Here is a 25,677-nt window from a genome sequence, read left to right as displayed (position 1 = left end):
TTCGCGAGACGCTCCGGCGGAGAGCAGATCGGGCGGGCACCAAGGCCCGCCCATCCGATCGAACGTGTCAGACCGCGTAGTCGCCGACCAGCTCGGCACCGGTCGTGCGGTCGCCGCGCTCGGTGATCTCACCCGCGACCCAGGCGTCGACGCCCCGGTCCTCCAGGGTCGCCAGGGCCACGTCCACGGACTCGGCCGGCACGACGGCCATCATGCCGACGCCCATGTTCAGGGTCTTCTCCAGCTCGAGGCGCTCGACCTTGCCGGCCTTGCCGACCAGCTCGAAGATGGCGCCCGGGGTCCACGTCGAGCGGTCCACCGTGGCGTGCAGCCCGTCCGGGATGACCCGCGCCAGGTTGGCGGCCAGGCCACCACCGGTGATGTGGCTGAAGGCGTGCACCTCGGTGGTCCGGGTGAGCGCCAGGCAGTCCAGCGAGTAGATCTTGGTGGGCTCCAGGAGCTCCTCGCCCAGGGTCCGGCCGAGTTCCTCGACACGCTGGTCGAGGGTCATGCCGGCGCGGTCGAAGACCACGTGCCGGACGAGCGAGTACCCGTTGGAGTGAAGGCCGGAGGACTCCATCGCGATGACGGCGTCACCCGTACGGATGCGATCGGGGCCGAGCAACCGGTCCGCCTCCACCACGCCCGTGCCGGCGCCGGCGACGTCGAAGTCGTCCGGGCCGAGAAGGCCGGGGTGCTCGGCGGTCTCGCCGCCGACCAGGGCGGTGCCGGCCAGGACGCAGCCCTCGGCGATGCCCTTGACGATGGCGGCGACCCGCTCGGGGTGGACCTTGCCGACGCAGATGTAGTCGGTCATGAAGAGCGGCTCGGCGCCGCAGACGACGATGTCGTCCATGACCATCGCGACCAGGTCGTGGCCGATGGTGTCGTAGACACCCATCTGGCGGGCGATGTCGACCTTCGTGCCGACACCGTCGGTGGCGGAGGCGAGCAGCGGACGCTCGTAGCGCTTGAGGGCGGAGGCGTCGAAGAGGCCGGCGAAGCCGCCGAGGCCACCGAGGCCGGCGACCTCGGGGCGCTGCGTCTTCTTCACCCACTCCTTCATGAGCTCGACGGCGCGGTCGCCCGCCTCGATGTCGACGCCCGCAGAGGCGTAGCTGGCACCGGTGGTCTCAGGCATGCTGAAGAACTTTCGTGTCGTGTTACTGCGGGTCTGCAGCGGGGTCTTACGGGCGGCGCAGCGCGTCGGCGGCCGCGGTGGCGGCCGGACCGGCGGCGAGCTCGGTCTCCAGGAGCTGCTTGCCGAGCAGCTGGGGGTCCGGAAGCTCCATCGGGTACTCGCCGTCGAAGCAGGCCCGGCAGAGGTTCGGCTTGTCGATGGTGGTCGCCTCGATCATCCCGTCGATGGAGATGTACGAGAGCGAGTCCGCGCCGAGCGACTTGCCGATCTCCTCGACGGACATGCCGTTGGCGATCAGCTCCGCGCGGGTGGCGAAGTCGATGCCGAAGAAGCACGGCCACTTCACGGGCGGGGAGGAGATCCGGATGTGGACCTCCGCGGCGCCCGCCTCGCGGAGCATCCGGACGAGGGCGCGCTGGGTGTTGCCGCGGACGATCGAGTCGTCGACGACCACGAGCCGCTTCCCCTTGATGACTTCCTTGAGGGGGTTCAGCTTCAGCCGGATGCCCAGCTGGCGGATGGTCTGCGAGGGCTGGATGAAGGTCCGGCCCACGTAGGCGTTCTTCACCAGACCGGCGCCGAACGGGATGCCGGAGGCCTCCGCGTATCCGATCGCGGCCGGGGTGCCGGACTCCGGCGTCGCTATGACCAGATCGGCCTCGACCGGGGCCTCGGCGGCGAGGCGGCGGCCCATCTCGACGCGGGAGAGGTAGACGTTGCGGCCGGCGATGTCCGTGTCCGGGCGGGCCAGGTACACGTACTCGAAGACACAGCCCTTGGGCTTCGCTTCCGCGAATCGCGAGGTGCGGATGCCGTTCTCGTCGATCGCGATCAGCTCGCCGGGCTCGACCTCGCGGACGAAGCTGGCGCCGCAGATGTCGAGGGCGGCGGACTCGGAGGCGACGACCCAGCCGCGCTCCAGGCGGCCGAGGACCAGCGGGCGGATGCCCTGCGGGTCGCGGGCCGCGTAGAGGGTGTGCTCGTCCATGAAGACGAGCGAGAAGGCGCCCCGGACATCGGGAAGGACCTTCGCGGCCGCCTCCTCGATCGTGAGCGGCTTGCCGTCGTCGTCGACCTGGGCGGCGAGCAGCGCGGTCAGGAGATCGGTGTCGTTGGTGGCCGCGACGCGGGTCGTGCGGCCTTCCTGCTTGGGCAGGTCAGCGACCATCTCGGCGAGCTGCGCCGTGTTCACCAGGTTGCCGTTGTGGCCGAGCGCGATGGAGCCGTGGGCGGTCGCCCGGAACGTCGGCTGCGCGTTCTCCCACACGGAGGCACCCGTGGTCGAGTAGCGGGCGTGACCGACCGCGATATGACCTTGGAGGGAACCGAGAGAGGTCTCGTCGAAGACCTGGGACACGAGGCCCATGTCCTTGAAGACGAGGATCTGGGAGCCGTTGCTGACCGCGATTCCCGCGGATTCCTGACCCCGATGCTGGAGGGCGTAGAGCCCGAAGTACGTGAGCTTTGCGACCTCTTCACCCGGAGCCCAGACACCGAAGACGCCACAAGCGTCCTGGGGGCCTTTCTCGCCGGGGAGCAGATCGTGATTGAGTCGACCGTCACCACGTGGCACGCCTCCGAGTGTAGGCGAGGTCGACCACTGGTCCGAATTGGGGAAATCCGGAGGTCGCCGTAGTCGTGGGATCGTACGAACTGATCGATTGACGTGCGTAGACACCCTCTCGCCCAGGCGGGAGCGGGGTCCTGCCCGCGCACGGGAACGCAAGCGGACGCTCGTACGGGACCCCGGGCGGGCCGGGAGTGTGACGGGAGTCGCACCCGGCGGGCCGCTTCTCGCGGACGGGTGCCCGGAGAGGGGCGTTCCGGGGACTGGGACGGCCGTTGACAGGTGCACGCGCTCTGGGCCAGGCTCCCCGCCATGCAGCCTGTGCGTGACCGTGCGGTCACCCTCGTCGCGCGCCGACACGTGGACCTCGTCCGTGTCGCCAGCGCCATCTGTCGCTGCGCCTGATCCCACCCACGCGCCCCTGATCGCGGGAGTCCGCACGGATCCCCGCGGCCGCCGCCTGCGCGGCGTCCGGGGCGCCCCTTCCTGAGCCACGGCCCGCGTCCGTCCCGCGCCGCCGCGCGCCGTCCCGCGCCGCCGCGCCCGTCCGGGCCCGCCCGCGCCTTCCCGCACCCCGCACCCGTCAAGGAGCCCCCATGCCCACGCCCAAGATCCCCCTGTCGCGACGCGCCTTCGGCGGGGCAGCCGTCGGAGCCGCCGCCACCGGCGCGCTGGGGGCCGGCACCGGCACCGCACAGGCCGCCGCCGACCGGCCGCAGGCCGGGGAGAGGCCGTTCCGGGCCGCTCGCGGACGGCACTCCCGGCGACCGAACATCCTCTTCATCCTGGCCGACGACCTCGGCTGGGCCGATCTGTCCTCCTACGGCTCCCCGCACATCCGGACCCCGCACCTGGACCGCCTCGCCCGCCAGGGCGTCCGCTTCACGAACGCCTACTCCGGTTCCGCGACCTGCTCCCCGACCCGCTTCAGCCTCTACACGGGCCGCTTCCCCGGCCGTACGAAGGGTGGGCTCGCCGAGCCGATCGCCGACAAGTCCGTCGGCCTGGAGCCGAACCACCCCACGCTCGCCTCCCGGCTGAGCGACGCCGGCTACGCCACCGCCCTCATCGGCAAGTGGCACTGCGGCTATCTACCGGACTACTCCCCCACCCGCTCGGGCTGGGACGAGTTCTTCGGCAACTTCGGCGGCGCCCTGGAGTACTACTCCAAGCTCGGCCTCGGCGGCGAGTACGACCTGTACGAGGGGGACGCCCAGTACAAGGACCTGCGCTACTACACCCGGATCCTGACCGAGCGGGCGAGCGAGTACGTGGCCCGTGACCAGGAGAAGCCCTGGCTGCTCAACCTGAACTTCACCACGCCCCACTGGCCGTGGATCGCCGACGGCGACGAGGAGACGAGCGCCGAGATCGTCCGGCGGATCAAGGCCGGCGACCGCTCCGCCCTCTGGCATCAGGACGGCGGCTCGATCGAGAAGTACAAGGAGATGGTCGAGGACCTGGACCGGTCGGTGGGCGAGGTCCTGCGGGCGCTGAGGCGCTCGGGACAGGAGGAGGACACGCTCGTCTTCTTCGCCAGCGACAACGGCGGCGAGCGCTTCTCCTACAACTGGCCGCTCGCGGGGAACAAGGGCTCCCTCCAGGAGGGCGGCATCCGTGTGCCGTCCCTCCTGCGCTGGCCCGCCCGGATCGACGGCGGGCAGGTCAGCGATCTGCCGGTGTACACCCCCGACTGGACGGCGACCCTGCTCGAACTGGCCGGGGCCCGCCCGCACCCCGCCTACCCGCTGGACGGCACCAGCCTCGCCGGCCACCTGCTGCGCGGCGAGCGGGTGGCCGAGCGTGACCTGTTCTGGCGGGTGCGGGGCGAGCGGGCGCTGCGCCGCGGCGACTGGAAGTACTACCGCGGCAAGAGCGGCCGCGACCAACTCTTCCGGCTGTCCGAGGACGCCCGCGAGCAGGCGGACCGGGCCCCGTACGAGCGGGAGCGGCTCGCCGAACTCCGGGCGGCGTGGGAACGGACGGACGCCGGTCTGCTGCCCTACGGCTCCTGAGCCCCTGAGGCCCTAAGGCGTCGCGGTCGCGGCCGGCTTCGCGGTCGCGGCGAACCCCTTGCCGTCGGCGCCGGTGAGGGTCAGCGTGCGGTGGCGCAGCTCGTACGAGAGCGGTCCGTCGAGGAGCTCGTACAGCTTCGTCTCCAGCTCCATCTGAGGGCCGGAGCAGATCATGCGCGTGGTCGCGACCGGTCCGGTGACGGTGAGGGTCTCCGCGGTGACCTTCGCCGAGGCCGTGAACCGGTTGCAGCCCAGGTTGCCGCGGATCCGGCCGTCCTTGTCGATGACGAAGTCGGCCTTGCCCTCGCTGCCCTTGGGCAGCGAGGAGGCCGTCTGGCCGGAGACCAGGGAGTCGACGCTCCACGTGGTGCCGTTCAGCGGGGCGGGCGGCTCGGACGTCAGCGCGACGACGTTCTTTCCGTCGTCCGAGGTGAGGGTGAGCCGGTCGCCGTCCAGGCGGGCCTTCAGCGAACCGGCGAAGACCTTCTGGAGCACGGCCTCGAAGGCGCCCTGCTCGCCCGGACACGCCATCTCGGTGCCCTGGCCCTGCTTGACGGTGACCTTGTCTCCCTCGACCGACACCTCGGCGCCGAAGCCGTTGCACCCGCTGTTCCCCGATGCCCGGCCGTTCGCGGCGATCTCGATGTGGGCGCCGTCGGGCGCCCGGGTCTCCTTGCCGGCCACGGTGACCGTGTCGAAGGCCCAGTGGACTCCGGTGACCGGCACGTCCGGGGCGACGGTACCGGCGCCCGGATCGGATCCGGCCTTCTCGGTGCCGCACGCCGAGAGCACGACGAGCGAGGCCAGGACTGCGGTGGCTGCGATGGGACGTGTCTTCAGCATGGGGATGGGACGGGCGAGCGGTACGGACGGTTCCGCCCCCGTACCGGACAGTGCCCGTCAGCCCATGAGCGGAAGCAGCGCGGAGAGGTCGGCCCGCTCCCCGCTCGCGCTGACCCGTGCCCCGTCGAGCGCCTCCGGCCAGTCGACACGGCCGGTGGCGAGGCGGATCCAGGTCAGCGGGTCGGTCTCGACGACGTTGGGCGGAGTGCCGCGGGTGTGCCGCGGTCCCTCCACGCACTGCACGACCGCGTAAGGGGGGATCCGCACCTCGACGGCGCCGCCCGGGGCCTTCACCGCGAGCGCGTCGGCGAGCAGCCGGGTGCAGGCGGCCAGGGCCTGCCGGTCGTACGGGACATCCAGTCCGGTCGCCGCGTTGAGGTCGTCGGTGTGGACGACGAGTTCGACGGTGCGGGTCACCAGGAAGTCCGCCAGCCGCATGGCGCCGAAGCTGATCGGAAGGAGCCGGTCGTCACCGGCGCCCGCGATCCCCTCCTCGTACGCCTCCAGCGTCCGCTCGTACAGCGCCGGCAGATCGGAGGAGTCGATCCCCCGGGTGTGCTCGTCGATCCGCCCGGCGCCGGAAGCGGTCGCGAACGGCCAGTCGAGCAGGGCGAGTTCCTGCTTCGCCGGCTCGGGCATCCCCAGGCAGTGCGGGACGGAGTCGACCATCCACGCGATGTGCGCCGCCAGCTCCCGTACGGTCCACTCCCCCAGCCGGGTCGGCCCGTCGAGCTGCTCGGGCGAGAGCGCGAGCAGCCCCTCGCGGACGTTCCGGAACTGGGCGAGCACGGCGGCCCGCGTCTTGGCGGAGTCGTAGCTGCGGGTGCGCTTCTTGGCCGGTGGCATGGGGGCGAGGGTAGTCGGAGACTGAAGAGGGAGGGCTTCCAGCAGACAGCCACACGCAGGAGAGGGGTCGATCAGCCATGGCCGAGCACCCTGACACCGTCCTGGTCCGCCGGGGCTACGAAGCGTTCACCCAGGGAGACATGGACACCATCCGGTCGCTGATGACCTCGGACTGCACGCACCACGCACCGGGCGACAACCGGATATCCGGACACCACAAGGGTGTGGACAACTGCATCGCCTACTACCAGCAGCTCGGCGCGCTCACCGACGGCACCATGCGGGTGGAGCTCGAAAGCATCACCGTCGACGGCCGCGGCCACGCGATAGCGGCCCACAAGTTCCACGCCGACCGCGGCGACCGCGGTATCGAGATGCACGGCGCTCTCTTCTTCACCATCGTCGGCGGCAAGATCACCGACGTCGACGAGTGCGTCGAGAGCATGGCCGACAACGACGCCTTCTGGGGTCAGGCCGAGTAGGCGGAGTCCCGCCCCGCCACGAACGTCTCCCCGTTCCTCGGCACACCGACACCGCGCCAGGTGAACGGCACGCCCCGCGCCGTGTCCAGGTCGGGGCCGTCCATCAGCTGGAAGTGCACGTGCGGCTCGGTGGAATTGCCGGAGTTGCCGCACCGGGCCAGCTCCTGGCCGGCCACCACCCGCTCGCCCGCGCGGACGCCGAGCGAGCCGCGCTGCAGATGCGCGTACATCGCGTACGTGCCGTCCCCGAGATCGAGGACGAGGTGGTTGCCGGTGACCCGGCGGGCTCCCGAGAGCGCCCGGACGGTCGACTCGACCAGCATCAGATAGGCCAGGGCCGGCAGCGAGTTGCGGCTGAGGTGGTCCCGCTGGCCGTCCTCGGCGTGGACGACGGTCCCGTCGGCGACCGCGAGCAGCGGCGCGCCGAAGGCCGGGAAGTCCTCGCTCCGGCGGAACACCGGCCACAGCCGGGCGAAGGGCGGCCGGGGCCGCGCCTCGTCCTCCGCCACGATGTCGATGGCGTACGTCTGGCCGAGCTGGTGGGTGCCGTGGCTGGGCGTCCGGTCCGCCGGGCTGTTGAGCGCGGACCAGGCACCGGTGACCGGCGGATCCACCTCGACCGTGGCCCGCGCCGCGGCCCTGACCCGGCCGCCCGCGGTCCTGGCGAGCGTGATCCCGAGCGCCGCCGCGGCGATCGCCGGCAGCCAGCCCACCGCGTACGGATAGGGCAGGTCGACGAGGACCGAGGCGATCGCCTGCACGACGAACACCAGCCAGAGCGTGCGGTGGAGGACCACCGCGGTCTTACGTGACGACATGGACGTTCCCCCTGAACGATCGCGGTTACGGCCGGGCGGCGGTGAGCACCACCAGGAGCGGGACGACCCGGGCTCCCGGGACCTCGTAGCGACCACGGCCGATGGTGTGGAGCCAGCCGGCGGCGGTCAGCTGGCGCAGGTGGTGGTAGATCTGGCCGGTCGTGCCGATCTCCTCCAGCTCCGCCAGCTCGGCGGCGGTGCGCCGGCCGCCGATGATCTCCCGCAGCAGCCGCAGCCGTACGGGATGACCGAGCGCCGCGAAGGAGTCGGCGGTCTCGGCCCACTCCTCGTCGAACAGCCGCTCGGCGAAGGCGCCGAACTGCCACTCGTACCGCTCCTGGGTCGGCAGTCGCACCGATCCCGTGAAGAGCACGGCGCCGTCCTCGCCCCGCGCCCCCGCCTCCACCAGCTGCGCCTTGAGCCCTTCCAGGGCCCAGAAGGTGGCGTCCACGGTCTCGGGTGCGGGGCGCTCGGCGCCCTCCAGGGCCGCCATCCGGCGTTCCAGCTCGGCGACCCGCTCTTCCAGCTCCATGTGTAGAGATTACGTAATTACGTAATCTCGCGCAAGGAGGGAACGAGAAAGCCCCCGTCCGGACCCGAAGGTCCGGACGGGGGCTCCCGTACCGCTGTGTGCCGGCCTTCGCTCAGACCAGCAGGCCCGGGATGGTCGCCTCGTGGGCCGCGCGCAGCTCCTCCAGGGAGACGCTGAACTCGCCCTGCACGTCGACCTCCTCGCCGTCCACGACACCGATCCGCGTCGCGGGCAGCCCCCGCGCGCCGCACATGTCGGTGAAGCGGAGCTCCTCGCTGCGCGGGACGGCGACGACCGCACGGCCGGCCGACTCGCTGAACAGGAAGGTGAAGGCGTCCAGGCCGTCCGGGACGACCAGGCGCGCGCCCGTGCCGCCGCGCAGGCAGGACTCGACGACCGCCTGGACCAGACCGCCGTCGGACAGGTCGTGCGCCGCGTCGATCATGCCGTCGCGGGAGGCAGAGATCAGGATCTCGCCGAGCAGCTTCTCCCGGTCGAGGTCCACGGCCGGCGGCAGACCGCCGAGGTGCTTGTGGACGACCTCGGACCAGGCCGAGCCGCCGAACTCCTCACGCGTGTCGCCCAGCAGGTAGAGGAGCTGGCCCTCTTCCGCGAAGGCGATCGGCGTGCGGCGGTTCACGTCGTCGATCACACCGAGCACGGCCACGACCGGCGTCGGGTGGATGGCGATCTCGCCCGTCTGGTTGTACAGCGAGACGTTGCCACCGGTCACCGGAGTGCCCAGCTGGAGGCAGCCGTCCGCGAGACCACGGGTGGCCTCGGCGAACTGCCACATCACGGCCGGGTCCTCGGGCGAACCGAAGTTCAGGCAGTCCGAGATCGCCAGCGGCTTGGCGCCGGAGGCGGCGACGTTGCGGTACGCCTCCGCCAGCGCGAGCTGCGCACCGGTGTACGGGTCGAGCTTCGCGTACCGGCCGTTGCCGTCGGTGGCCATGGCCACGCCGAGGTTGGTCTCCTCGTCGATACGGACCATGCCCGCGTCCTCGGGCTGCGCGAGAACGGTGTTGCCCTGCACGAACCGGTCGTACTGGTCCGTGATCCAGGACTTCGACGCCTGGTTCGGGGAGGAGACCAGCTTCAGGACCTGGTCCTTCAGCTCCTCGCCGTTCTGCGGCCGGGGCAGCTTGTTCGCGTCGTCGGCCTGGAGCGCGTCCTGCCACTCCGGACGGGCGTACGGCCGGTGGTAGACCGGGCCCTCGTGGGCGACCGTGCGCGGCGGGACGTCGACGATCTGCTCGCCGTGCCAGAAGATCTCCAGCCGCTCGCCGTCGGTCACCTCACCGATGACGACGGCGATGACGTCCCACTTCTCGCAGATCTCCAGGAAGCGGTCGACGTGCTCGGGCTCGACGATCGCGCACATGCGCTCCTGCGACTCGCTCATGAGGATCTCCTCGGGCGAGAGCGTGGCGTCGCGCAGGTGGACCCGGTCGAGCTCGACGCGCATGCCGCCGGACCCGGCCGAGGCGAGCTCGGAGGTCGCGCAGGAGAGCCCGGCGCCACCCAGGTCCTGGATGCCCGCGACCAGCTTCTCCTTGAAGATCTCCAGGGTGCACTCGATGAGGAGCTTCTCCTGGAACGGGTCGCCGACCTGGACCGCGGGGCGCTTGGTGGGCTTCGTGTCGTCGAAGGTCTCGGACGCGAGGACCGAGACGCCGCCGATGCCGTCGCCGCCGGTGCGGGCGCCGTAGAGGATCACCTTGTTGCCGGGGCCGGAGGCCTTGGCCAGGTGGATGTCCTCGTGCTTCATGACACCGATGCAGCCGGCGTTGACCAGCGGGTTGCCCTGGTAGCACTCGTCGAAGACGACCTCGCCGCCGATGTTCGGCAGGCCGAGGCAGTTGCCGTACCCGCCGATGCCCGCGACGACTCCGGGGAGCACGCGCTTGGTGTCGGGGTGGTCGGCCGCGCCGAAGCGCAGCGGGTCCACGACGGCGACCGGACGGGCGCCCATGGCGAGGATGTCGCGGACGATGCCGCCGACGCCGGTCGCCGCGCCCTGGTAGGGCTCGATGTACGAGGGGTGGTTGTGCGACTCGACCTTGAAGGTGACCGCGTAGCCCTGGCCGACGTCGACGACGCCGGCGTTCTCGCCGATGCCGACGAGCATCGCGTCGTTCTCGGGCACCTTCTCGCCGAACTGCTTCAGGTGGACCTTGCTGCTCTTGTACGAGCAGTGCTCGGACCACATGACGGAGTACATGGCGAGCTCGGCGCCGGTGGGACGGCGGCCGAGGATCTCGCGGATGCGCGCGTACTCGTCCTCCTTGAGGCCGAGCTCCTTCCAGGGCTGCTCGCTGTCCGGCGTCTCGGTCGCGTGCTTGACCGTGTCCAGAGTCATCAGGCGTTGACCAGCTTCTTGAGGATCGAGGTGAAGAATCCGAGCCCGTCGGTCTTGCCGGTGCCGATCAGCGGCTCGACGGCGTGCTCGGGGTGCGGCATGAGGCCGACGACGTTGCCCGCGGCGTTGGTGATGCCCGCGATGTCGCGGAGCGAGCCGTTGGGGTTCATGTCCAGGTAGCGGAAGGCCACCCGCCCCTCGGCCTCCAGCTCGTCGAGCGTGCGCTCGTCGGCGACGTAGCGGCCGTCCATGTTCTTGAGCGGGACCTCGATCTCCTGGCCCTGCTCGTAGTCCACGGTCCACGCGGTGTCCGCGTTCTCCACCCGCAGCTTCTGGTCGCGGCAGATGAAGTGCAGGTGGTTGTTGCGCAGCATCGCGCCCGGCAGCAGATGGGCCTCGGTGAGGATCTGGAAGCCGTTGCAGATGCCGAGGACGGGCATGCCCGCCTTCGCCTGCTCGATGATCGTCTCCATCACCGGCGAGAAGCGGGAGATGGCTCCGGCCCGCAGGTAGTCGCCGTAGGAGAAGCCGCCGGCCAGGACCACGGCGTCGACCTGCTTGAGGTCCTTGTCGCGGTGCCACAGCGAGACGGGCTCGGCGCCCGCGAGGCGGGCCGCGCGCAGCGCGTCCTGGTCGTCGAGCGTTCCGGGGAACGTGACGACCCCGATGCGTGCGGTCACGACTCGACCTTCACGACGAAGTCTTCGATCACGGTGTTGGCGAGGAAGGTTTCGGCCATCTCATGGATGCGGGCGAGGGCGGCGTCGTCGACCGGTCCCTCCACCTCCAGCTCGAAGCGCTTCCCCTGACGGACGTCGGCGATTCCGGCGAATCCCAGGCGGGGCAGTGCACGCTGCACCGCCTGCCCCTGGGGGTCGAGGATCTCCGGCTTGAGCATGACGTCGACTACGACGCGTGCCACTGGCACTCCCGGTGGTGTGTTGCGTGGGCGGTTCCCTCAGCGTACCTGCCTCCAAATTCTACGCGGGTAGAAGTCTGGAGGACCCTACAAAGAGACCCAAAGATCCTCACGGAAAATTCAAGTGAAATATCGTGCCGCCCATTGCGGCGGGACACGCTGATGCAATTGGCTGGGCTTCACAATGCGACGCCTGTCGCTGTACAAAGGAATACAGAGGAAAGCAACACTTCCCCGGGGCAGCCGTAAAGCCGGTGTCGCCGCACGTCAGAGGCGTTCCAAACGCCGACACGACACGGCGGACCGACACGAAAGGACCGATATCCGTGGCTCAGCGAGTAGTGGTCACTCTCTTCGACGACATCGACGGCGGAGAAGCGGCGGAAACGGTTGCGTTCGGGCTCGACGGGAAGACGTACGAGATCGACCTGAATCCCGCCAATGCAAAGAAACTGCGCAAGGCACTGGCGCCGTACCTCGCGGCGGGCCGGAAGCTGACCGGGAAGGCCGCGGCCGGCAGGGCCCGCGGCTCGGCCGCGTCCGTGGCTTCGTACAAGCACACCGCCCTGGCCCCCGACCCGGCCGCGGTCCGCGCCTGGGCGCAGTCCAACAAGATGGACGTGCCCGCCCGCGGACGTATCCCCAAGCGGGTCTACGAAGCCTTCCGCGAGGCGAGTTGAGCCGGCGGACCGCCCCGAGCCGGAAGTCGAGTTGCGCTGCACCCCCGCCGATCGGCTAGAGTCTGGATCACGCCGAGGGGCGAGGCCGCAGGGCCGGACCTCACGCAGCGTGCGGGTGTAGTTCAGTAGTAGAACATCCCCCTTCCAGGGGGAAGGCGCAGTGTGCAATTCCTGTCACCCGCTCTGCATCGCATTACCGACTCCACTTGTGGATCAGGTACAGTGGTGCTCGCACCGCCCAGTGAGAGCTGAGCGGCAGCAATGCGGACGTGGCTCAGTTGGTAGAGCATCACCTTGCCAAGGTGAGGGTCGCGAGTTCGAATCTCGTCGTCCGCTCGGGAGCAAAGGCCCCGGTTCTCAGGAACCGGGGCCTTTGTCGTGCGACCGGACGGCGGCCGGGTGGCCGATCTGCGCGCGGGAGGCCGTGCGCGCCGATCTCCGCGCCGGAGGCCGCGCATTGCCCGCCCGCGCGGACCGCTGTCGTGCGGGCCGGTTCCCCGCGCCGGAGGCCGCGCATTGCCCGCCCGCGCGCAGCGCCGTCGTGCGGGCCGGTTCTCCGCACGGCCGCCGTCGCGCGTGCCGCACCGCAGCACCAGCTGACATTTGTCATGCGCGGCGATGACAGCGCGCACTGCCGACCGGCTCCGGCGGCCGCGAAGCTGAGGTCATGACCAACGTGATCGAGGCCGACGACCTCCGCCGGACCTACGCCGGCGGCTTCGAAGCCGTCAACGGGATCTCCCTCGCCGTCCCCCGGGGCGAGATCTTCGCCCTGCTCGGGACCAACGGAGCCGGCAAGACCTCCACGGTCGAGCTCCTCGAGGGCCTCGCCGCTCCCAGCGGCGGCACGGTCCACGTCCTCGGCCACGACCCCTACCGCGAACGGGCCGCCGTCCGGCCCCGGATCGGGATCATGCTCCAGGAGGGCGGGTTCCCCTCCGACCTGACCGTGGCCGAGACCGTACGCATGTGGGCGGGGTGCACCACCGGCGCACGGCCGACCGGTGAAGCACTCGAACAGGTCGGCCTCGGCCCCCGCGCCCAGGTACGGATCAAGCAGCTCTCCGGCGGCGAACGGCGCCGCCTCGACCTCGCGCTCGCCCTCCTCGGCCGCCCCGAGGTCCTCTTCCTCGACGAACCGACCACCGGACTCGACGCCGAGGGCCGGCGCGACACCTGGGCGCTCGTCCGGACGCTGCGGGACGCGGGCACGACCGTCGTCCTCACCACGCACTACCTGGAGGAGGCCGAGTCGCTCGCCGACCGGCTCGCGATCATGAACCAGGGCCGGATCGTGCTCTCGGGCACCCCCGCGGAGGTCACCGCCGCCCGGCCCGCCCGCATCCGCTTCGTCCTCCCCGAGGACGTGGCGCCCGGCCGGATCCCGCTCGGGCTGAAGGCCGCCGCCGAAGGCCGCCGCGTGGAGATCCGCACGCACCAACTCCAGGACGCCCTCGGCGAACTCCTCGGCTGGGCCCGCGAGGCCGGCGTACGGCTCGACGGGCTCGACGCCCGCTCCGCCTCCCTCGAAGAGGCGTTCCTGGAGATCGCCTCCCGCAACGACGCCCTGGAGACTGTTCGATGAACGCGACCGCACGCCGGATGACGTCACTGGGACGGGCCGAACTCACCCTCCTCGGGCGGAACAAGAACAACCTCTTCATCGCCCTCCTGATGCCGCTGCTGATGATCTTCACCCTGCGGTCGACGCTCACGCAGACGGGCACCGGCGAACTGCCCATGGGAATGGCGGGAGCCACCCTCATCGGCGGGACGGGGCTGGTCCTCATCCTCGTCGTCTACATGGGGCTGACGTCCGCCCTCGTGGCCCGGCGCGAGGAGCTCGTCCTCAAGCGGCTGCGTACGGGCGAGGCGAGCGACCTGGAGATCCTCGCCGGCACCGCGCTCCCCTCCTCCGCCATCGCGCTCGCCCAGTGCGCCGTGCTGACCGTCGGCGGCGCGGCCGCCCTCGACGTACCCGCGCCGCAACGGCCCGAGCTGCTCGTCCTCGGACTGCTCGCCGCGATCGTCCTGCTCGCCGGACTCGCCGCCGCGACCACCGCCATCACCCGGAACGTCGAGAGCGCGGGCCTCACCACGCTGCCGTTCTTCCTGATCTCGGCCGTCGGCTCGGGGCTGATGCTGCCCCGCGACATCCTCCCGGGCCTGGCCGCGGACATCGCGGGACTGCTGCCGCTCAGCGGCGTCATGGAACTCGTCCGCATCGGCTGGCTCGGCGTCGGCGACACCAAGGACCTGCTGACCGCCGTCCTCAACACATTGGCCTGGGGCGTGATCACCGTGTTTGCTGTCCGACGGTGGTTCCGCTGGGAACCGCGGCGCTAGAAAGGGGGCCGGGCGCGTGTCCAGGCTGACGGGGTGGTGGAGCGGCCGCAGCAGTGCGGCCAAGGTCGAGCTGTACACCCGGTGGAGCTTCCACTTCTTCGCCGTCATCGAGATCGGCGCCATCGGTCTGGTGCCGATCTCCGGGGCAGGGCAGGACAAGGTCGACGTTCCCCTCGCCCTGGCTCTCTCCCTGCTGGTCTGCGCCCACGCCGTGCTGACCGCCGTGCTCTCCTCGCGCGCCCTCGACTGGGCCCTGGACCGGCGCGACCGGCCGGTCCGCCTCGCGACCGGCGTGGTCGCCCTGACGGCGGCCGGCGCGCTGATCGTGATCGCACTGCGGGCCACGGGGGTGCTCGCGGACATCTCGGTCGCCGCCGCCGTCGTCACCGGCCTGGTCACCTTCACCCTGGGCAGCCTCGTGCTCTGCGTACGACGTCCCCGGCGGATGGTGTACGTCGCCCCGACCGCCGCGCTCGCCACCGGCGCCGCCGTCGCGGCCATGGGCATCCACCCCGGGGAGGCGCTCGGCTACGCGATCGGCATCCTCCTGGGCGGCGGCGGCCTCGTCGCCGCCTGCGGGTTCTCCTGCTGGCTGATGAAGATCGTCTGGGAGCTGGAGCGCTCCCGCGATCTGAAGGCCCGGCTCGCCGTCGCCGAGGAGCGCCTCCGCTTCGGCCGCGACCTCCACGACGTCATGGGCCGCAACCTGTCGGTGATCGCGCTCAAGAGCGAACTCGCCGTACAGCTCGCCCGGCGCGAACGCCCCGAGGCCGTCGACCAGATGATCGAGGTGCAGCGGATCGCCCAGGAGTCCCAGCGGGAGGTGCGGGACGTCGTCCGCGGCTACCGCGAGGCGGACCTGCGGGTCGAACTGGAGGGCGCGCGCGGAGTGCTCGGCGCCGCCGGCATCGACTGCGCGATCGACCCGGTCACGGTCGACCTGCCCGGCACCGTCCAGTCGGTGCTCGGCTGGGTCGTCCGGGAGACCACCACGAACGTCCTGCGGCACGGCGACGCCAAGCGGTGCGCCATCTCGCTGCGGGAGAAGGACGGCACGGTGCTGCTGACGGTACGGAACGACGGCGTGAGGGAGGGAGCGGCGATGGGACACGGTTCCGGCCTGGCCGGACTGCGGGAGCGGCTCGCGACGGTGGACGGGACTCTGGAGGCGGGACCCGGCGACGACGGGACCTTCCGCGTGACGGCCCACGTCCCCGTCCCGCGCACGGGGGTGGTCGCGTGAGCGCCGGAACCGTACGCGTCCTGCTCGCCGACGACGAGCACCTCATCCGGGGCGCCCTCGCCGCGCTCCTCGCCCTGGAGGAGGACCTCGTCGTCGTCGCCCAGGCCGCGACCGGACCCGAGGCGCTCGCCATGGCCCGCGCCCACCGCCCCGACGTCGCGGTCCTCGATCTGCAGATGCCGGGCCTGGACGGTGTGAGGGTCGCCACATCGCTGCGGGACGAACTCCCCGACTGCCGGACGATGATCGTGACCAGCCACGGCCGCCCCGGACATCTCAAGCGGGCGCTCGCGGCCGGCGTGCGCGGCTTCGTGCCCAAGACCGTCAGCGCCCAGCGGCTGGCCGAGCTGATCCGCACCGTGCATGCCGGAAACCGTTACGTGGACCCGGAGTTGGCGGCGGACGCCATCGCCGCCGGCGACTCCCCGCTGACCGCGCGGGAGGCCGAGGTCCTGGAGTTCGCGGCCGACGGGGCGCCCGTCGCGGAGATCGCCGAGCGGGCTTCGCTGTCGCCGGGAACGGTCCGGAACTACCTCTCCTCCGCCGCCGCGAAGCTCGGCGCCGAGAACCGTCATACGGCGGTGCGTCTCGCACGGGAGAAAGGTTGGGTATAGTTGGCTCCGCGCTACGGCGCAGGCGGACGTGGCTCAGTTGGTAGAGCATCACCTTGCCAAGGTGAGGGTCGCGAGTTCGAATCTCGTCGTCCGCTCCACGAAGAAGCCCCCGGTCCTCTCGGACCGGGGGCTTCTTCGTGTTCCGGAGCGGCTACTCCCAGGCGTTGCCGGTCAGCAGCTCGTACGCCTCGATGTACTTGGCGCGGGTCGCGTCCACGATCTCCTGCGGGAGGGCCGGCGGCGGCTGCTCGCTCTTGCGGTCCCAGCCGGACGCCGGGGAGGTCAGCCAGTCGCGGACGAACTGCTTGTCGTACGAGGGCTGCGCGCGGCCCGGCTCCCAGCTCGCGGCCGGCCAGAAGCGGGAGGAGTCCGGGGTCAGGACCTCGTCGGCGATGATCAGGGTGTCGCCGTCGAAGCCGAACTCGAACTTGGTGTCGGCGAGGATGATCCCGCGCTCGCGGGCGATGTCCCGGGCCCTGCTGTAGACCGCGAGGGTCGTCTGGCGCAGCTGTGCGGCCGTCTCGGCGCCGACCTGGCGCGCGACCTCCTCGTAGCTCACGTTCTCGTCGTGGTCGCCGACCGCCGCCTTCGTCGCGGGCGTGAAGATCGGCGCGGGCAGCTCGGAGCCGTCGGTGAGGCCCTCGGGGAGCGCCAGACCGCAGACCGTGCGGGACTCGGTGTACTCGACGAGACCGGAGCCGGTCAGATAGCCGCGGGCCACGCACTCGACCGGGACCATGTTCAGCGACGTGCAGACGAGCGTGCGCCCGGCCCAGTCGGCGGGGGCGCCGGCCGGCAGGTCGGTGGAGAGGACGTGGTTGGGGACCAGGTCGGCGAGGCGGTCGAACCACCAGAGGGAGAGCTTGGTGAGAACACGCCCCTTGTCGGGGATCTCGGTCGGCAGCACCCAGTCGTACGCGGACATGCGGTCGCTGGCCACCATCACGAGGTCGCCCGCCTCGTTCCGGTAGAGCTCGCGCACCTTGCCCGTGTGGAGGTGGGTCAGGCCCGGGACCTGAACAGGCTCGGGCTTTTCTACGAATCCGGACACGGTTCCTCCGCGTAGGTTGATCCAGGAACGGTTCGATTCTCTCGCACTCTCCGGGCCGCCCGCCGAGCGGCCCCTCGAACGAACCCGGTCGGTCCCGCGCGCGGATCGGTCCGTGGGGTCAGTCCCGCTTGCAGATGCGGTCGAGGAGGTTCGCCGTGGCACGCTGGATCCGCTGGTCGACATGGCCCGGCCGGTCCAGGGCGGGCGACCAGGCGAAGGTGCCGGAGGCGAAGACCCAGGCTCCGGACGGCGCCCGGTAGAGCGAGGTCTCCTGGTGACGCAGGACGCCTTCGCCGTCCTGGTAGGGCGAGTGGGCGAGCAGGATGCGGCCCTGGTGCTCGGGGAGCGCGGTGCGCGGGAAGTAGCGGTCGGCCTCGCCCGCGACCAGACCGGGGATCTCGTCCCCGTCGCCGGCTCCGGTCGCGTCCCAGAGCCAGTGCTCCGCGTTCCGTACGACCATGGGGTGCGGTTCCGGGACCCGCCCCGCGTACTGGATCCCCAGCAGCTGCTGCTCGGCGCGGTCGATCTCGCGCCAGAGGGCGGGGCGGCCGGGGCCCCGGCGCTTGCGGCAGGTGAGGAGCCGGTCCGGGACCCCGGACGGCGAGGGGCCGAGTTCGACCTGCCAGTACATGGTGTTGGCGGAGAGGAAGACGAGCGAGGTCCCCTGCTCGCGGGCGAGCTCGACGGTCCGCCGCATGGGGATCGACCAGTACTCGTCATGGCCGGGGAAGACCAGGCCGCGGTAGCGGGTCGGGTCGACGCGGCCGGCGTGCAGGTCGCGGGTCTCGGCGTAGGCGAGGTCGTAGCCGTACCGCTCGGCCCAGCGGATGAAGTCGTAGGCGTGGCCGACATGGAGGGGCAGTCCCGCGCCCGCGTAGGGCCGGTCGAAGGAGACCGTGCACGCCGCGTCCTTCTCGCCGAGGAGCCGGCCCTGCTCGTCCCACGCGTGGTAGAGACTCGCGCCGGTGCGGCCGTCCTCCGGGTAGAGGTTGTACGCCTGCCAGGTCACGTCCGGGAGGACGAGGAGCAGGTCGGCGGGGTGGTCGTCGCGGACCGTGAAGGGGATGTGGGAGCGGTAGCCGTCGGCGGTCGTGAGCACGGCGACGTAGGCGCCGATGGACCAGAACGACGGGATCTGCAGCCGCCAGGACTGCCACCAGTGGTGGCAGGAGACGGTCCGGTCGGCGGTGAGCGGGGCCGGCTGCACGATGCCGGAGAGCCGTGGACTGGTGGTGATCTTGGCGGCGCCGTCGCCCGCGTAGTGACCGATCCGGTAGATGTCGACCGAGAACTGCTGCGGTGGGTCCACCGTGATGTGGAAATCGATCGCCTCACCGGGAGTGACGGCTCCGTTCGACGCGAAGCCCTTGATCTGGCTGCGGACGTCGTCGGCCGTGCGGGGGCCGCCGCCACCGCCCCGGGCCAGCGTCTCGTCGGCGTACCAGGGGACGACCTGCCCGGTGTCGTCGAAGTAGTTCTCCGAACCGCGCAGCCAGGGCAGGGGTCCCTGCCCGAAGGGGTCCGAGACGGCGTGGGCGAGCGCGCCCGATTCCCACCGCCTGATCTGCTCCGCCCCCATGTCGCACCCCTCCCTCGACTCCCCCGCGCCGAATCCCGTCGTGTGCTGTCGTGTGCCGTCGTGTGTGCCCTCGCGCGGTGTCCGCGGCGCGGGCTGTCATGTGCTGCTGTCAGTGCCGGTCCCCAGCACATCACATAACGCACGCACTCCGTCACCGTTCGTCGCGAATTGACGTGAACGGAAGGCGCGCTTCCGGTGTCCTCTACACGAGCCGGACGGGCTTCTCGGGTCGGACGCCGGTCGCGGCGAGCCAACTCCGCAGGGGTTCGGGGTCGCCGTCCTCGACGAGGGCGAGGACGCGGGCGGCCAGGTCGGTGTTCCGCTCGCCGCCGACGAGGAGCGCGGGCCCGTCGAGCCAGTCGAGCCCGGGGGCGGCACCGGCGGTGTCGACGGCGGCACAGCAGACCATGGCCGTCACATGGTCGGCCAGCAGGTCCCGGCCGGTCCTGGGCGGCTGGAGCGGGAAGAGCGGCAGGGCGTCGGCGCCCGGCCCACCGGCGGCGTGGGGAGCGGGGGCGGCGGGCCTGGCCGCCTCCTCGCGGGCGACGTGCGCGGTGAGCGCGGCGGCGAGGACATCGGCGGCGGGGTTGCCGATCGCGGTGGGGTCGACGGGGTCGTGCGGGGCGCGGTCGTCGGGGGTGACGAGGTCGTCGGGGCCGGCGAGGTCGACGGGATCGGCGGGGTCGTGCGGGGCGCGGTCGTCGGGGGTGACGAGGTCGGCGGGGTCCGCATCGGAGTCGGGGCCGGCGGGGTCGGCATCGGCGGGGTCGTGCGGGGCGCGCTCGTCGGGGGTGACGAGGTCGTCGGGGTCCGCATCGGAGTCGGGGCCGGCGAGGTCGGCATCGGCGGTGGGGCCGGCGAGGTCAGCGGTTCCGGGGGTCCGATCGGGCGGGGACTCGTGCCGGTCGGTGGGCTTCTTCTCCACGGCTGCCGTGAGGTGGGACATCACCCGGGTCAGGGTCGGCCCTTCGTCGCCCGCGGCGCGGGTTCCCGGAGCCGTACCGTCGCCCCTGCCCGTACCCCTGGCGGTGTCGGCGGGGAGCACGCCCAGCTCGTCGAGGACGAGGTGCAGCCGGGCCGCGTCGGCCCGCCACTTACGGTCGACCACCTCTTCCGGGTACTGCTCCCAGTCCACCGGGGACCAGTCCGGGCCGGTCTCCGCCGGGCCGCCGTGGAAGAGGCGGGCGGCGAGCAGCGAGGCGGCCTCGTCGACGGCGCCCGGCTCTTCGAGCAGGTCACAGGCGGGGCGCTCGCCCAGTCGGGAGGTGAAGCCCTCGGCGAGGCGATCGCGCCGGGACAGCTCGGTGAGGGCGGCGACCACGCCCACGTCCAGGCGGGCGGGCCAGCGGCCCATCCGCCAGGCGGGCAGCGCGACCCGGGTGAGCAGCCGGTCCCAGCCCGCGTACGCGAGGCCGACCTGCTCCTGGGCGACGATCCGGACTCCGTAGTCCACAGCCTGTGCACGCTCGGAGCCGGCCATCGCGACACCGCGCTCCATCTCGGCGGCATGCCCGCGGGAGAGGCGCAGCAGCACCCGGGCGACCCGCCCGATGCCATGGGCGCCCAGCCTGCCCACCGGGCCGAGCCCCTCGCGGCGGGGAGCGGCGACGGCGGCGTCCAGGCCCTGCACGAAGCGGCGGGCCGCGGCTATGTCGGCGTGGGCGGCCGGTGCCGTACCGGCGACGACGGGGGCCAGGACCGCCCGCAGCTCGCCGACCCGCATCCACCACAGGAAGGGTGAGCCGATGACGAGGACGGGCGCATCCGCGGAGCGCCGGATTCCCGCCGTACGGCCCGAGCCCGAGCCGGAGCCCGATTCGGAGCCGTGTGCCGGGTGCGTGCGGTCCTCGAGCCAGCTGTCGCAGTCCGGCGTCAGGGCTATCGCGGAGGGCGCCGGGACACCGAGCCGGTCGGCCAGGTCCCGGACCATGCGGTAGAGATCGGGGGCCGAGCGCTCGGAGAGCTCGACGGTCGGCGTGACGGCCGGACGGGACCGCGCGATCACCAGAGCGACGGCCATGGCGGCGAGCAGCACGACCAGCGCGAGCACGGTGGTCACCCAGCGGGCGGCGTCCCAGCCGGCGCCCGTGAAATGGCCGGTGGCACCGCCCGCGTAGAGGATCACGGCCGCGGCGGCCGGGAGCACGGCGACGCCCAGCGCCCTGCCGCGCACCCGGAGCACGGCGAGGGCATGGGCGCGCGCGGCGCGTGCGCCCATCTCCTCGCCGACAACCGAACCGGTACCGGACACGCCGTACATCACCCCCTCCTGCCCTCGTCGGGACTGCCTGTGGCGGTGTTGCTCACTCCCCCACTGTGGCACCCGCCACTGACATCGCAATGCCGGTGGGCCAAGTGCCGGAACGCCTGCGCCGCACCCTAGTTGGGGCGTCGGCGGGCGTCATCCGGATGGCTCAGCCGTCACTCGATGGAATGGCTTTGGGCAAAGGTGATGACGGTTCGGGCAGGTTAGGGGTTCACTCCCCCGCGGCCTTGCGCGCGATGTCCGTACGGTGCTGCGAGCCGTCCAGACGGATCCGGCCGACCGCCGCGTACGCCCGCTCGCGGGCCTGCGTCAGGTCCTTCCCGGTCGCGGTGACCGACAGGACGCGCCCACCGGCGCTCACGATCGCGTCGCCGTCGCGCTTCGTGCCGGCGTGCAGGACGTACGCGTCCGGTGCATCCTGCGCCGCGACCTCGTCCAGGCCCTCGATCGGGTCGCCGGTGCGCGGGGTCCCCGGGTAATTGTGCGAGGCGACGACCACGGTCACGGCCGCGTCCTCGTGCCAGTGCAGCGGCGGCTGGTTGTCCAGGGTGCCGTTGGCGGCGTTCAGCAGGACGCCCGCCAGCGGGGTCCGCAGCCGGGCCAGCACGACCTGGGTCTCCGGGTCGCCGAAACGGGCGTTGAACTCGATGACCCGGACGCCGCGGCCGGTGATCGCCAGACCCGCGTACAGCAGCCCCTGGAACGGGGTGCCGCGGCGACGCAGCTCGTCGACCGTCGGCTGGAGGACGGTGTCCATGACCTCGTCGACCAGCTTGGGATCGGCCCAGGGCAGCGGGGAGTACGCACCCATGCCGCCGGTGTTCGGGCCCTCGTCGCCGTCGAGCGCGCGCTTGAAGTCCTGCGCGGGGGTGAGCGGGAGGACGGTGACGCCGTCGGTGATCGCGAAGAGGGAGACCTCGGGGCCGTCCAGGAACTCCTCGATGACGACCCGGCCGCAGGCGAGCGCGTGCGCCCGCGCCTCCGCCAGGTCGTCGGTGACGACGACGCCCTTGCCGGCCGCGAGGCCGTCGTCCTTCACGACGTACGGAGCACCGAAGGCGTCGAGCGCCTCGTCGATCTCCTCGGGGGTGGTGCAGACGTAGCTGCGGGCGGTCGGGACGTTGGCCCCGGCCATGACGTCCTTGGCGAACGCCTTGGAGCCCTCCAGCTGCGCCGCCTGCTCGGACGGGCCGAAGCAGGGGATGCCCGCCGCGCGGACGGCGTCGGCGACACCCGCGACGAGCGGGGCCTCCGGGCCGACGACGACCAGGTCGGCCTGGAGGTCGGCGGCCAGCCGCGCGACGGCTGCGCCGTCCAGTTGGTCGACGGGGTGCAGCTCGGCGACCTCCGCGATTCCGGCGTTGCCGGGCGCGCAGTGCAGAGCGGTGACGTCGGGATCGAGGGAGAGAGAGCGGCACAGGGCGTGTTCGCGGGCGCCGCCGCCGATGACGAGGACCTTCACGCCAGCCAGGGTAGCCCGCGCGGCGGGATGTCCCTTGTGCGGGCCACCGAGCGAGACGCCCCTACTCGTTCGTGTATTCCTCCAGCACCGTCGCGCCGAGCTCACGGACGATCAGGTCGTGGCCGGAGAGAGCGGAGTCGACGAGGTCGGGATCGTCCTCCTCGGGCACGTCGTCCTCGGGCGCGACGGGCGGCGGCGCGTGGTGGACGGGCGGCGTGGACTGGGGCCGACTCTGGGGCGCGGTGGCGGGTGCGGCCGCCTGCTGGACCGGCGGGGCGGACGGCGTCTGCGGGGGCTGCTGGGTGTACGGACCCTGCGAGGACTGCTGCGGCTGCTGTGGGGAAGACCACTGCGACTGCGGGGCCTGGGCCGGACGTCCGCCGCCGAAGCCGGTCGCGGCGGGGGGCGGGGTGGCGCCGCCCGAGGGGTCGATGATCGCCTCGATCTTCCACTGCACGTTGAACTGCTCGGCCAGCACCTGCCGCAGCACCTCCTCGCTGCCGCTGCTCGCGAAGTTGTCGCGGGCGCCGGCGTTGAGGAAGCCGAGCTGGAGGGTGGTGCCGTCGAACCCGGCGACCTGCGCGTTCTGGCTGAGCAGGATCCAGGTGAAGCGGCGCCGGTTCTTCACGGCGTCGAGGATCGGCTGCCACATGTTCCGCACCTGGGCGGCGCCTTGGGCCATGTCACCGGTGGGAACCGGGCCCGGGGCCGGTGCGGCGGGCTGCTGCACGGGCGCGGGGGCCTGCGGTACCGCGGGCGCGGAGGCTCCGGGCCAGGCACCGGGGGCCGGGGTCGCGGGGGCGCCCGGGGTCGCCGCTCCGGGCCAGGCGCCGGGCCGGGGCCCTTCGGCGGCGGGCTGCTGAGCGGGGGCGGGCGCCTGCGCCACGGGGGCGGGCTGCGGCTGCGCGGGGGCAGGCGGCTGCTGGACCGGGGCCGGCGGAGGCGGGGCCGGCGGAGGCGGGGCCACCGGGGTGTGGGCCTCGGGCCCGGGGACGTACCCCATCGCGGGCGCGGGCGAGCCGGCCGTGAAGGCGGCGGCGGGCGCCGGGGCGGCCGCGGCGCCGCGCTCCAGCCGGTCGATCCGGGCCTGCAGCGACCGCTCGTCGTCGAAGGCGGCGGGCAGCAGCACGCGCGCGCAGATCAGCTCCAGCTGCAGCCGGGGCGAGGTCGCCCCGCGCATCTCGGTCAGCCCGGTGTTGACGAGGTCGGCCGCCCGGCTGAGCTCGGCGGCGCCGAACACGGACGCCTGCGCCTGCATGCGCTCCACGACGTCCACCGGAGCGTCGATGAGCCCCTTCTCGGCGGCGTCCGGCACGGCGGCGAGGATCACCAGGTCCCGCAGCCGCTCCAGGAGGTCGGCGACGAAACGCCGGGGGTCGTTCCCGCCCTCGATGACCCGGTCCACGACCTCGAACGCGGCTGCCCCGTCCCCGGCGGCGAACGCGTCGACGACCGAGTCGAGCAGGGACCCGTCCGTATAGCCGAGAAGAGAGGTCGCCATGGCGTATGTCACACCGTCGTCGGCGGCTCCGGCCAGCAGCTGGTCCATCACGGACATCGAGTCACGCACGGAACCGGCGCCGGCGCGCACGACGAGCGGCAGCACACCGTCCTCGACGGGGATGCCCTCGCGCCCGCAGACCTCGCCCAGGTACTCCCGCAGGGTGCCGGGCGGCACCAGCCGGAACGGATAGTGGTGCGTCCGGGACCGGATCGTCCCGATGACCTTCTCCGGCTCGGTGGTGGCGAAGATGAACTTGAGATGCTCCGGCGGCTCCTCGACCACCTTCAGCAGGGCGTTGAAGCCCGCCGAGGTGACCATGTGCGCCTCGTCGATGATGTAGATCTTGTAGCGGCTGGAGGCCGGCCCGAAGAACGCCTTTTCCCGCAGGTCACGGGCGTCGTCCACACCACCGTGGGAGGCGGCGTCGATCTCGATGACGTCGATCGACCCCGGCCCGTTCCGCGCCAGGTCGCGGCAGGACTGGCACTCCCCGCAGGGAGTGGGAGTGGGACCCTGCTCACAGTTCAGACAGCGCGCCAGGATGCGCGCGCTGGTCGTCTTTCCGCATCCACGGGGCCCGCTGAACAGGTACGCGTGATTGACCCGGTTGTTCCGCAGGGCCTGCTGCAACGGGTCGGTGACATGCTCCTGCCCGATGACCTCGGCGAAGGACTCGGGGCGATAGCGGCGGTACAGCGCGAGAGACGACACGTATACGAGGTTATAGGCGGCCACCGACAACCCGGGAACGCAAGCGCCCCCCACGCACCCGCCAGAGCCGACCTACCCTTGCTGCCTTCCGGCCCTGGGGGAGTTCAGTCAGATAGCGCCACGTGAGGGGCTCCGCCAAGGGTACCTGATCCCAGGGGTCCCGCGGTCCCCCGATCCCGATCACGGAAACCTCTTCTGGATCACGTTCGCGAGCACCCCTCAGCGTCTTGTATTGTTTGCGGCGGAGGATTCGCCTAGTGGCCTAGGGCGCACGCTTGGAAAGCGTGTTGGGGGCAACCCCTCACGAGTTCGAATCTCGTATCCTCCGCCAGTGCCTCACCGGGCACGATGTCGAAGGGCCCCACCGTTCGCGGTGGGGCCCTTCGACGTGTGTGGTCTCAGTTTTGGTCTCAGTTGCGCGGGACGGACGGCCCTGAACCTCTGCGGGCAGACTCCGGTGTCGGCCCTTCTCGAGGATCGGGGCATCGAGTGAGAGCCGGGACCTCCTCTGCGCCTCGTCCTGCGCTCCCCGCGCTCGACGCTCAGCGTGGATATTGCTCCATGGGCTCCCACCGCCGCGCATGTGTGCTCCTCACCACCCACGGCCCCCACCCCTACCGCCGGCCTTCGTCGACCTGAACCAGCCAGCAGAAAGGCTGACCACGCCCCCACTGTCGGAGGGACAAAATAGGATGC

22 protein-coding genes, 4 tRNA genes and 1 other RNA gene are annotated in these 25,677 nt (G+C 71.8%); 12 read left to right on the top strand and 15 right to left on the bottom strand.

Annotated elements, in window-relative coordinates:
- Positions 1–67 precede the first annotated feature (67 nt).
- Positions 68–1,141, bottom strand: a complete 1,074-nt coding sequence (gene purM / locus AB0D99_RS14610) for a phosphoribosylformylglycinamidine cyclo-ligase (RefSeq protein ID WP_362360482.1) — start codon at positions 1,139–1,141, stop codon at positions 68–70.
- Positions 1,142–1,187: 46 nt separating this feature from the next.
- A complete protein-coding gene (purF, locus tag AB0D99_RS14605) occupies positions 1,188–2,714 on the bottom strand; it encodes an amidophosphoribosyltransferase (RefSeq protein ID WP_362360479.1) in 1,527 nt (508 codons plus the stop codon).
- A 306-nt stretch (positions 2,715–3,020) separates the two neighbouring features.
- Between purF and AB0D99_RS14600 the strand changes: the two genes are divergently transcribed.
- Positions 3,021–3,113, top strand: coding sequence for a putative leader peptide (locus AB0D99_RS14600; RefSeq protein WP_352189727.1), 93 nt, complete (start codon positions 3,021–3,023; stop codon positions 3,111–3,113).
- A 191-nt stretch (positions 3,114–3,304) separates the two neighbouring features.
- Positions 3,305–4,723: a sulfatase-like hydrolase/transferase gene (locus tag AB0D99_RS14595; protein ID WP_362360475.1), complete on the top strand. Its 1,419-nt coding sequence runs from the start codon at positions 3,305–3,307 to the stop codon at positions 4,721–4,723.
- Positions 4,724–4,735: 12 nt separating this feature from the next.
- Here AB0D99_RS14595 and AB0D99_RS14590 read toward each other — a convergent pair whose 3' ends face one another.
- Both AB0D99_RS14590 and AB0D99_RS14585 read right to left on the bottom strand, forming a co-directional pair.
- The gene (locus tag AB0D99_RS14590) at positions 4,736–5,566 is read right to left on the bottom strand and encodes an META domain-containing protein (protein WP_362360472.1); all 831 of its coding nucleotides are present in this window, start codon (positions 5,564–5,566) and stop codon (positions 4,736–4,738) included.
- Positions 5,567–5,623: 57 nt separating this feature from the next.
- Entirely contained in the window at positions 5,624–6,412 is a 789-nt protein-coding gene (locus tag AB0D99_RS14585) for a sterol carrier family protein (RefSeq protein WP_362360469.1), read from the bottom strand.
- A gap of 77 nt (positions 6,413–6,489) precedes the next feature.
- On the opposite strand from AB0D99_RS14585, the gene AB0D99_RS14580 reads away from it, so the two are divergent.
- Entirely contained in the window at positions 6,490–6,894 is a 405-nt protein-coding gene (locus AB0D99_RS14580) for a nuclear transport factor 2 family protein (protein ID WP_362360466.1), read from the top strand.
- Here the strand turns inward: AB0D99_RS14580 and AB0D99_RS14575 are convergent.
- The 5 genes from AB0D99_RS14575 to purS all read right to left on the bottom strand — a co-directional run bounded on the left by AB0D99_RS14575 (position 6,882) and on the right by purS (position 11,528).
- Positions 6,882–7,712, bottom strand: coding sequence for a M23 family metallopeptidase (locus tag AB0D99_RS14575; RefSeq protein ID WP_362360463.1), 831 nt, complete (start codon positions 7,710–7,712; stop codon positions 6,882–6,884). The two genes, AB0D99_RS14580 and AB0D99_RS14575, sit on opposite strands and share 13 nt — an antisense overlap.
- 25 nt (positions 7,713–7,737) lie before the next feature.
- A complete protein-coding gene (locus AB0D99_RS14570) occupies positions 7,738–8,244 on the bottom strand; it encodes a helix-turn-helix domain-containing protein (protein WP_362360460.1) in 507 nt (168 codons plus the stop codon).
- 112 nt (positions 8,245–8,356) lie between these two features.
- Entirely contained in the window at positions 8,357–10,606 is a 2,250-nt protein-coding gene (gene purL, locus AB0D99_RS14565; protein ID WP_362360457.1) for a phosphoribosylformylglycinamidine synthase subunit PurL, read from the bottom strand.
- A complete protein-coding gene (purQ, locus tag AB0D99_RS14560; protein ID WP_362360454.1) occupies positions 10,606–11,286 on the bottom strand; it encodes a phosphoribosylformylglycinamidine synthase subunit PurQ in 681 nt (226 codons plus the stop codon). The genes purL and purQ overlap by 1 nt, the downstream gene beginning before the upstream one ends.
- A complete protein-coding gene (gene purS / locus AB0D99_RS14555; protein ID WP_015035032.1) occupies positions 11,283–11,528 on the bottom strand; it encodes a phosphoribosylformylglycinamidine synthase subunit PurS in 246 nt (81 codons plus the stop codon). The genes purQ and purS overlap by 4 nt, the downstream gene beginning before the upstream one ends.
- A gap of 323 nt (positions 11,529–11,851) precedes the next feature.
- Here purS and AB0D99_RS14550 point away from each other — a divergent pair, with 323 nt between their 5' ends.
- The 8 genes from AB0D99_RS14550 (at position 11,852) to AB0D99_RS14515 (ending at position 16,506) form a co-directional block, all read left to right on the top strand.
- Entirely contained in the window at positions 11,852–12,205 is a 354-nt protein-coding gene (locus tag AB0D99_RS14550; protein WP_362360451.1) for an Lsr2 family protein, read from the top strand.
- A gap of 111 nt (positions 12,206–12,316) precedes the next feature.
- Positions 12,317–12,388, top strand: a tRNA-Gly gene (locus AB0D99_RS14545).
- An 80-nt stretch (positions 12,389–12,468) separates the two neighbouring features.
- Positions 12,469–12,541 (top strand) — tRNA-Gly (locus AB0D99_RS14540).
- Between the two features lie 331 nt (positions 12,542–12,872).
- Positions 12,873–13,790 carry an ABC transporter ATP-binding protein gene (locus AB0D99_RS14535; RefSeq protein ID WP_362360448.1) on the top strand — a complete coding sequence of 306 codons (918 nt, stop codon included), beginning with the start codon at positions 12,873–12,875 and terminating at the stop codon, positions 13,788–13,790.
- Positions 13,787–14,551: an ABC transporter permease gene (locus AB0D99_RS14530; protein ID WP_362360445.1), complete on the top strand. Its 765-nt coding sequence runs from the start codon at positions 13,787–13,789 to the stop codon at positions 14,549–14,551. Before AB0D99_RS14535 ends, AB0D99_RS14530 begins: the two co-directional genes overlap by 4 nt.
- Before the next feature lie 16 nt (positions 14,552–14,567).
- Complete coding sequence (locus AB0D99_RS14525; protein ID WP_362360442.1) at positions 14,568–15,794, top strand: histidine kinase; 1,227 nt, start codon at positions 14,568–14,570, stop codon at positions 15,792–15,794.
- Positions 15,791–16,408, top strand: coding sequence for a response regulator transcription factor (locus tag AB0D99_RS14520; RefSeq protein ID WP_362360439.1), 618 nt, complete (start codon positions 15,791–15,793; stop codon positions 16,406–16,408). The genes AB0D99_RS14525 and AB0D99_RS14520 overlap by 4 nt, the downstream gene beginning before the upstream one ends.
- Positions 16,409–16,430: 22 nt before the next feature.
- A tRNA-Gly gene (locus AB0D99_RS14515) sits at positions 16,431–16,506 on the top strand.
- A gap of 53 nt (positions 16,507–16,559) precedes the next feature.
- On the opposite strand, the gene AB0D99_RS14510 is transcribed toward AB0D99_RS14515, so the two are convergent.
- The 6 genes from AB0D99_RS14510 to ffs all read right to left on the bottom strand — a co-directional run bounded on the left by AB0D99_RS14510 (position 16,560) and on the right by ffs (position 25,116).
- Complete coding sequence (locus AB0D99_RS14510) at positions 16,560–17,459, bottom strand: phosphoribosylaminoimidazolesuccinocarboxamide synthase (protein WP_362360436.1); 900 nt, start codon at positions 17,457–17,459, stop codon at positions 16,560–16,562.
- A gap of 118 nt (positions 17,460–17,577) precedes the next feature.
- Positions 17,578–19,038, bottom strand: coding sequence for a N,N-dimethylformamidase beta subunit family domain-containing protein (locus AB0D99_RS14505; protein WP_362360433.1), 1,461 nt, complete (start codon positions 19,036–19,038; stop codon positions 17,578–17,580).
- Between the two features lie 202 nt (positions 19,039–19,240).
- A complete protein-coding gene (locus AB0D99_RS14500) occupies positions 19,241–21,298 on the bottom strand; it encodes a hypothetical protein (protein ID WP_362360430.1) in 2,058 nt (685 codons plus the stop codon).
- A 217-nt stretch (positions 21,299–21,515) separates the two neighbouring features.
- Complete coding sequence (purD, locus tag AB0D99_RS14495) at positions 21,516–22,766, bottom strand: phosphoribosylamine--glycine ligase (protein WP_362360427.1); 1,251 nt, start codon at positions 22,764–22,766, stop codon at positions 21,516–21,518.
- A 61-nt stretch (positions 22,767–22,827) separates the two neighbouring features.
- Positions 22,828–24,981 carry a DNA polymerase III subunit gamma and tau gene (locus tag AB0D99_RS14490; RefSeq protein ID WP_362360424.1) on the bottom strand — a complete coding sequence of 718 codons (2,154 nt, stop codon included), beginning with the start codon at positions 24,979–24,981 and terminating at the stop codon, positions 22,828–22,830.
- A gap of 36 nt (positions 24,982–25,017) precedes the next feature.
- Positions 25,018–25,116: signal recognition particle sRNA small type (gene ffs / locus AB0D99_RS14485), an RNA gene on the bottom strand.
- A 108-nt stretch (positions 25,117–25,224) separates the two neighbouring features.
- Between ffs and AB0D99_RS14480 the strand changes: the two genes are divergently transcribed.
- A tRNA-Ser gene (locus AB0D99_RS14480) sits at positions 25,225–25,312 on the top strand.
- Positions 25,313–25,677: the final 365 nt, after the last annotated feature.

Source organism: Streptomyces sp. NPDC047971 (assembly GCF_040653355.1).
Lineage (GTDB): Bacteria > Actinomycetota > Actinomycetes > Streptomycetales > Streptomycetaceae > Streptomyces.
This window is presented reverse-complemented; position numbering and strand designations above follow the sequence as displayed.

Bases quoted from the DNA above. Each gene is read 5' to 3' on its own strand.
- purM (WP_362360482.1), bottom strand. From the start codon at position 1,141: ATGCCTGAGACCACCGGTGCCAGCTACGCCTCTGCGGGCGTCGACATC.
- AB0D99_RS14600 (WP_352189727.1), top strand. From the start codon at position 3,021: ATGCAGCCTGTGCGTGACCGTGCGGTCACCCTCGTCGCGCGCCGACAC.
- AB0D99_RS14595 (WP_362360475.1), top strand. From the start codon at position 3,305: ATGCCCACGCCCAAGATCCCCCTGTCGCGACGCGCCTTCGGCGGGGCA.
- AB0D99_RS14590 (WP_362360472.1), bottom strand. From the start codon at position 5,566: ATGCTGAAGACACGTCCCATCGCAGCCACCGCAGTCCTGGCCTCGCTC.
- AB0D99_RS14585 (WP_362360469.1), bottom strand. From the start codon at position 6,412: ATGCCACCGGCCAAGAAGCGCACCCGCAGCTACGACTCCGCCAAGACG.
- AB0D99_RS14580 (WP_362360466.1), top strand. From the start codon at position 6,490: ATGGCCGAGCACCCTGACACCGTCCTGGTCCGCCGGGGCTACGAAGCG.
- AB0D99_RS14575 (WP_362360463.1), bottom strand. From the start codon at position 7,712: ATGTCGTCACGTAAGACCGCGGTGGTCCTCCACCGCACGCTCTGGCTG.
- AB0D99_RS14570 (WP_362360460.1), bottom strand. From the start codon at position 8,244: ATGGAGCTGGAAGAGCGGGTCGCCGAGCTGGAACGCCGGATGGCGGCC.
- purL (WP_362360457.1), bottom strand. From the start codon at position 10,606: ATGACTCTGGACACGGTCAAGCACGCGACCGAGACGCCGGACAGCGAG.
- AB0D99_RS14535 (WP_362360448.1), top strand. From the start codon at position 12,873: ATGACCAACGTGATCGAGGCCGACGACCTCCGCCGGACCTACGCCGGC.
- AB0D99_RS14530 (WP_362360445.1), top strand. From the start codon at position 13,787: ATGAACGCGACCGCACGCCGGATGACGTCACTGGGACGGGCCGAACTC.
- AB0D99_RS14505 (WP_362360433.1), bottom strand. From the start codon at position 19,038: ATGGGGGCGGAGCAGATCAGGCGGTGGGAATCGGGCGCGCTCGCCCAC.
- AB0D99_RS14500 (WP_362360430.1), bottom strand. From the start codon at position 21,298: ATGTACGGCGTGTCCGGTACCGGTTCGGTTGTCGGCGAGGAGATGGGC.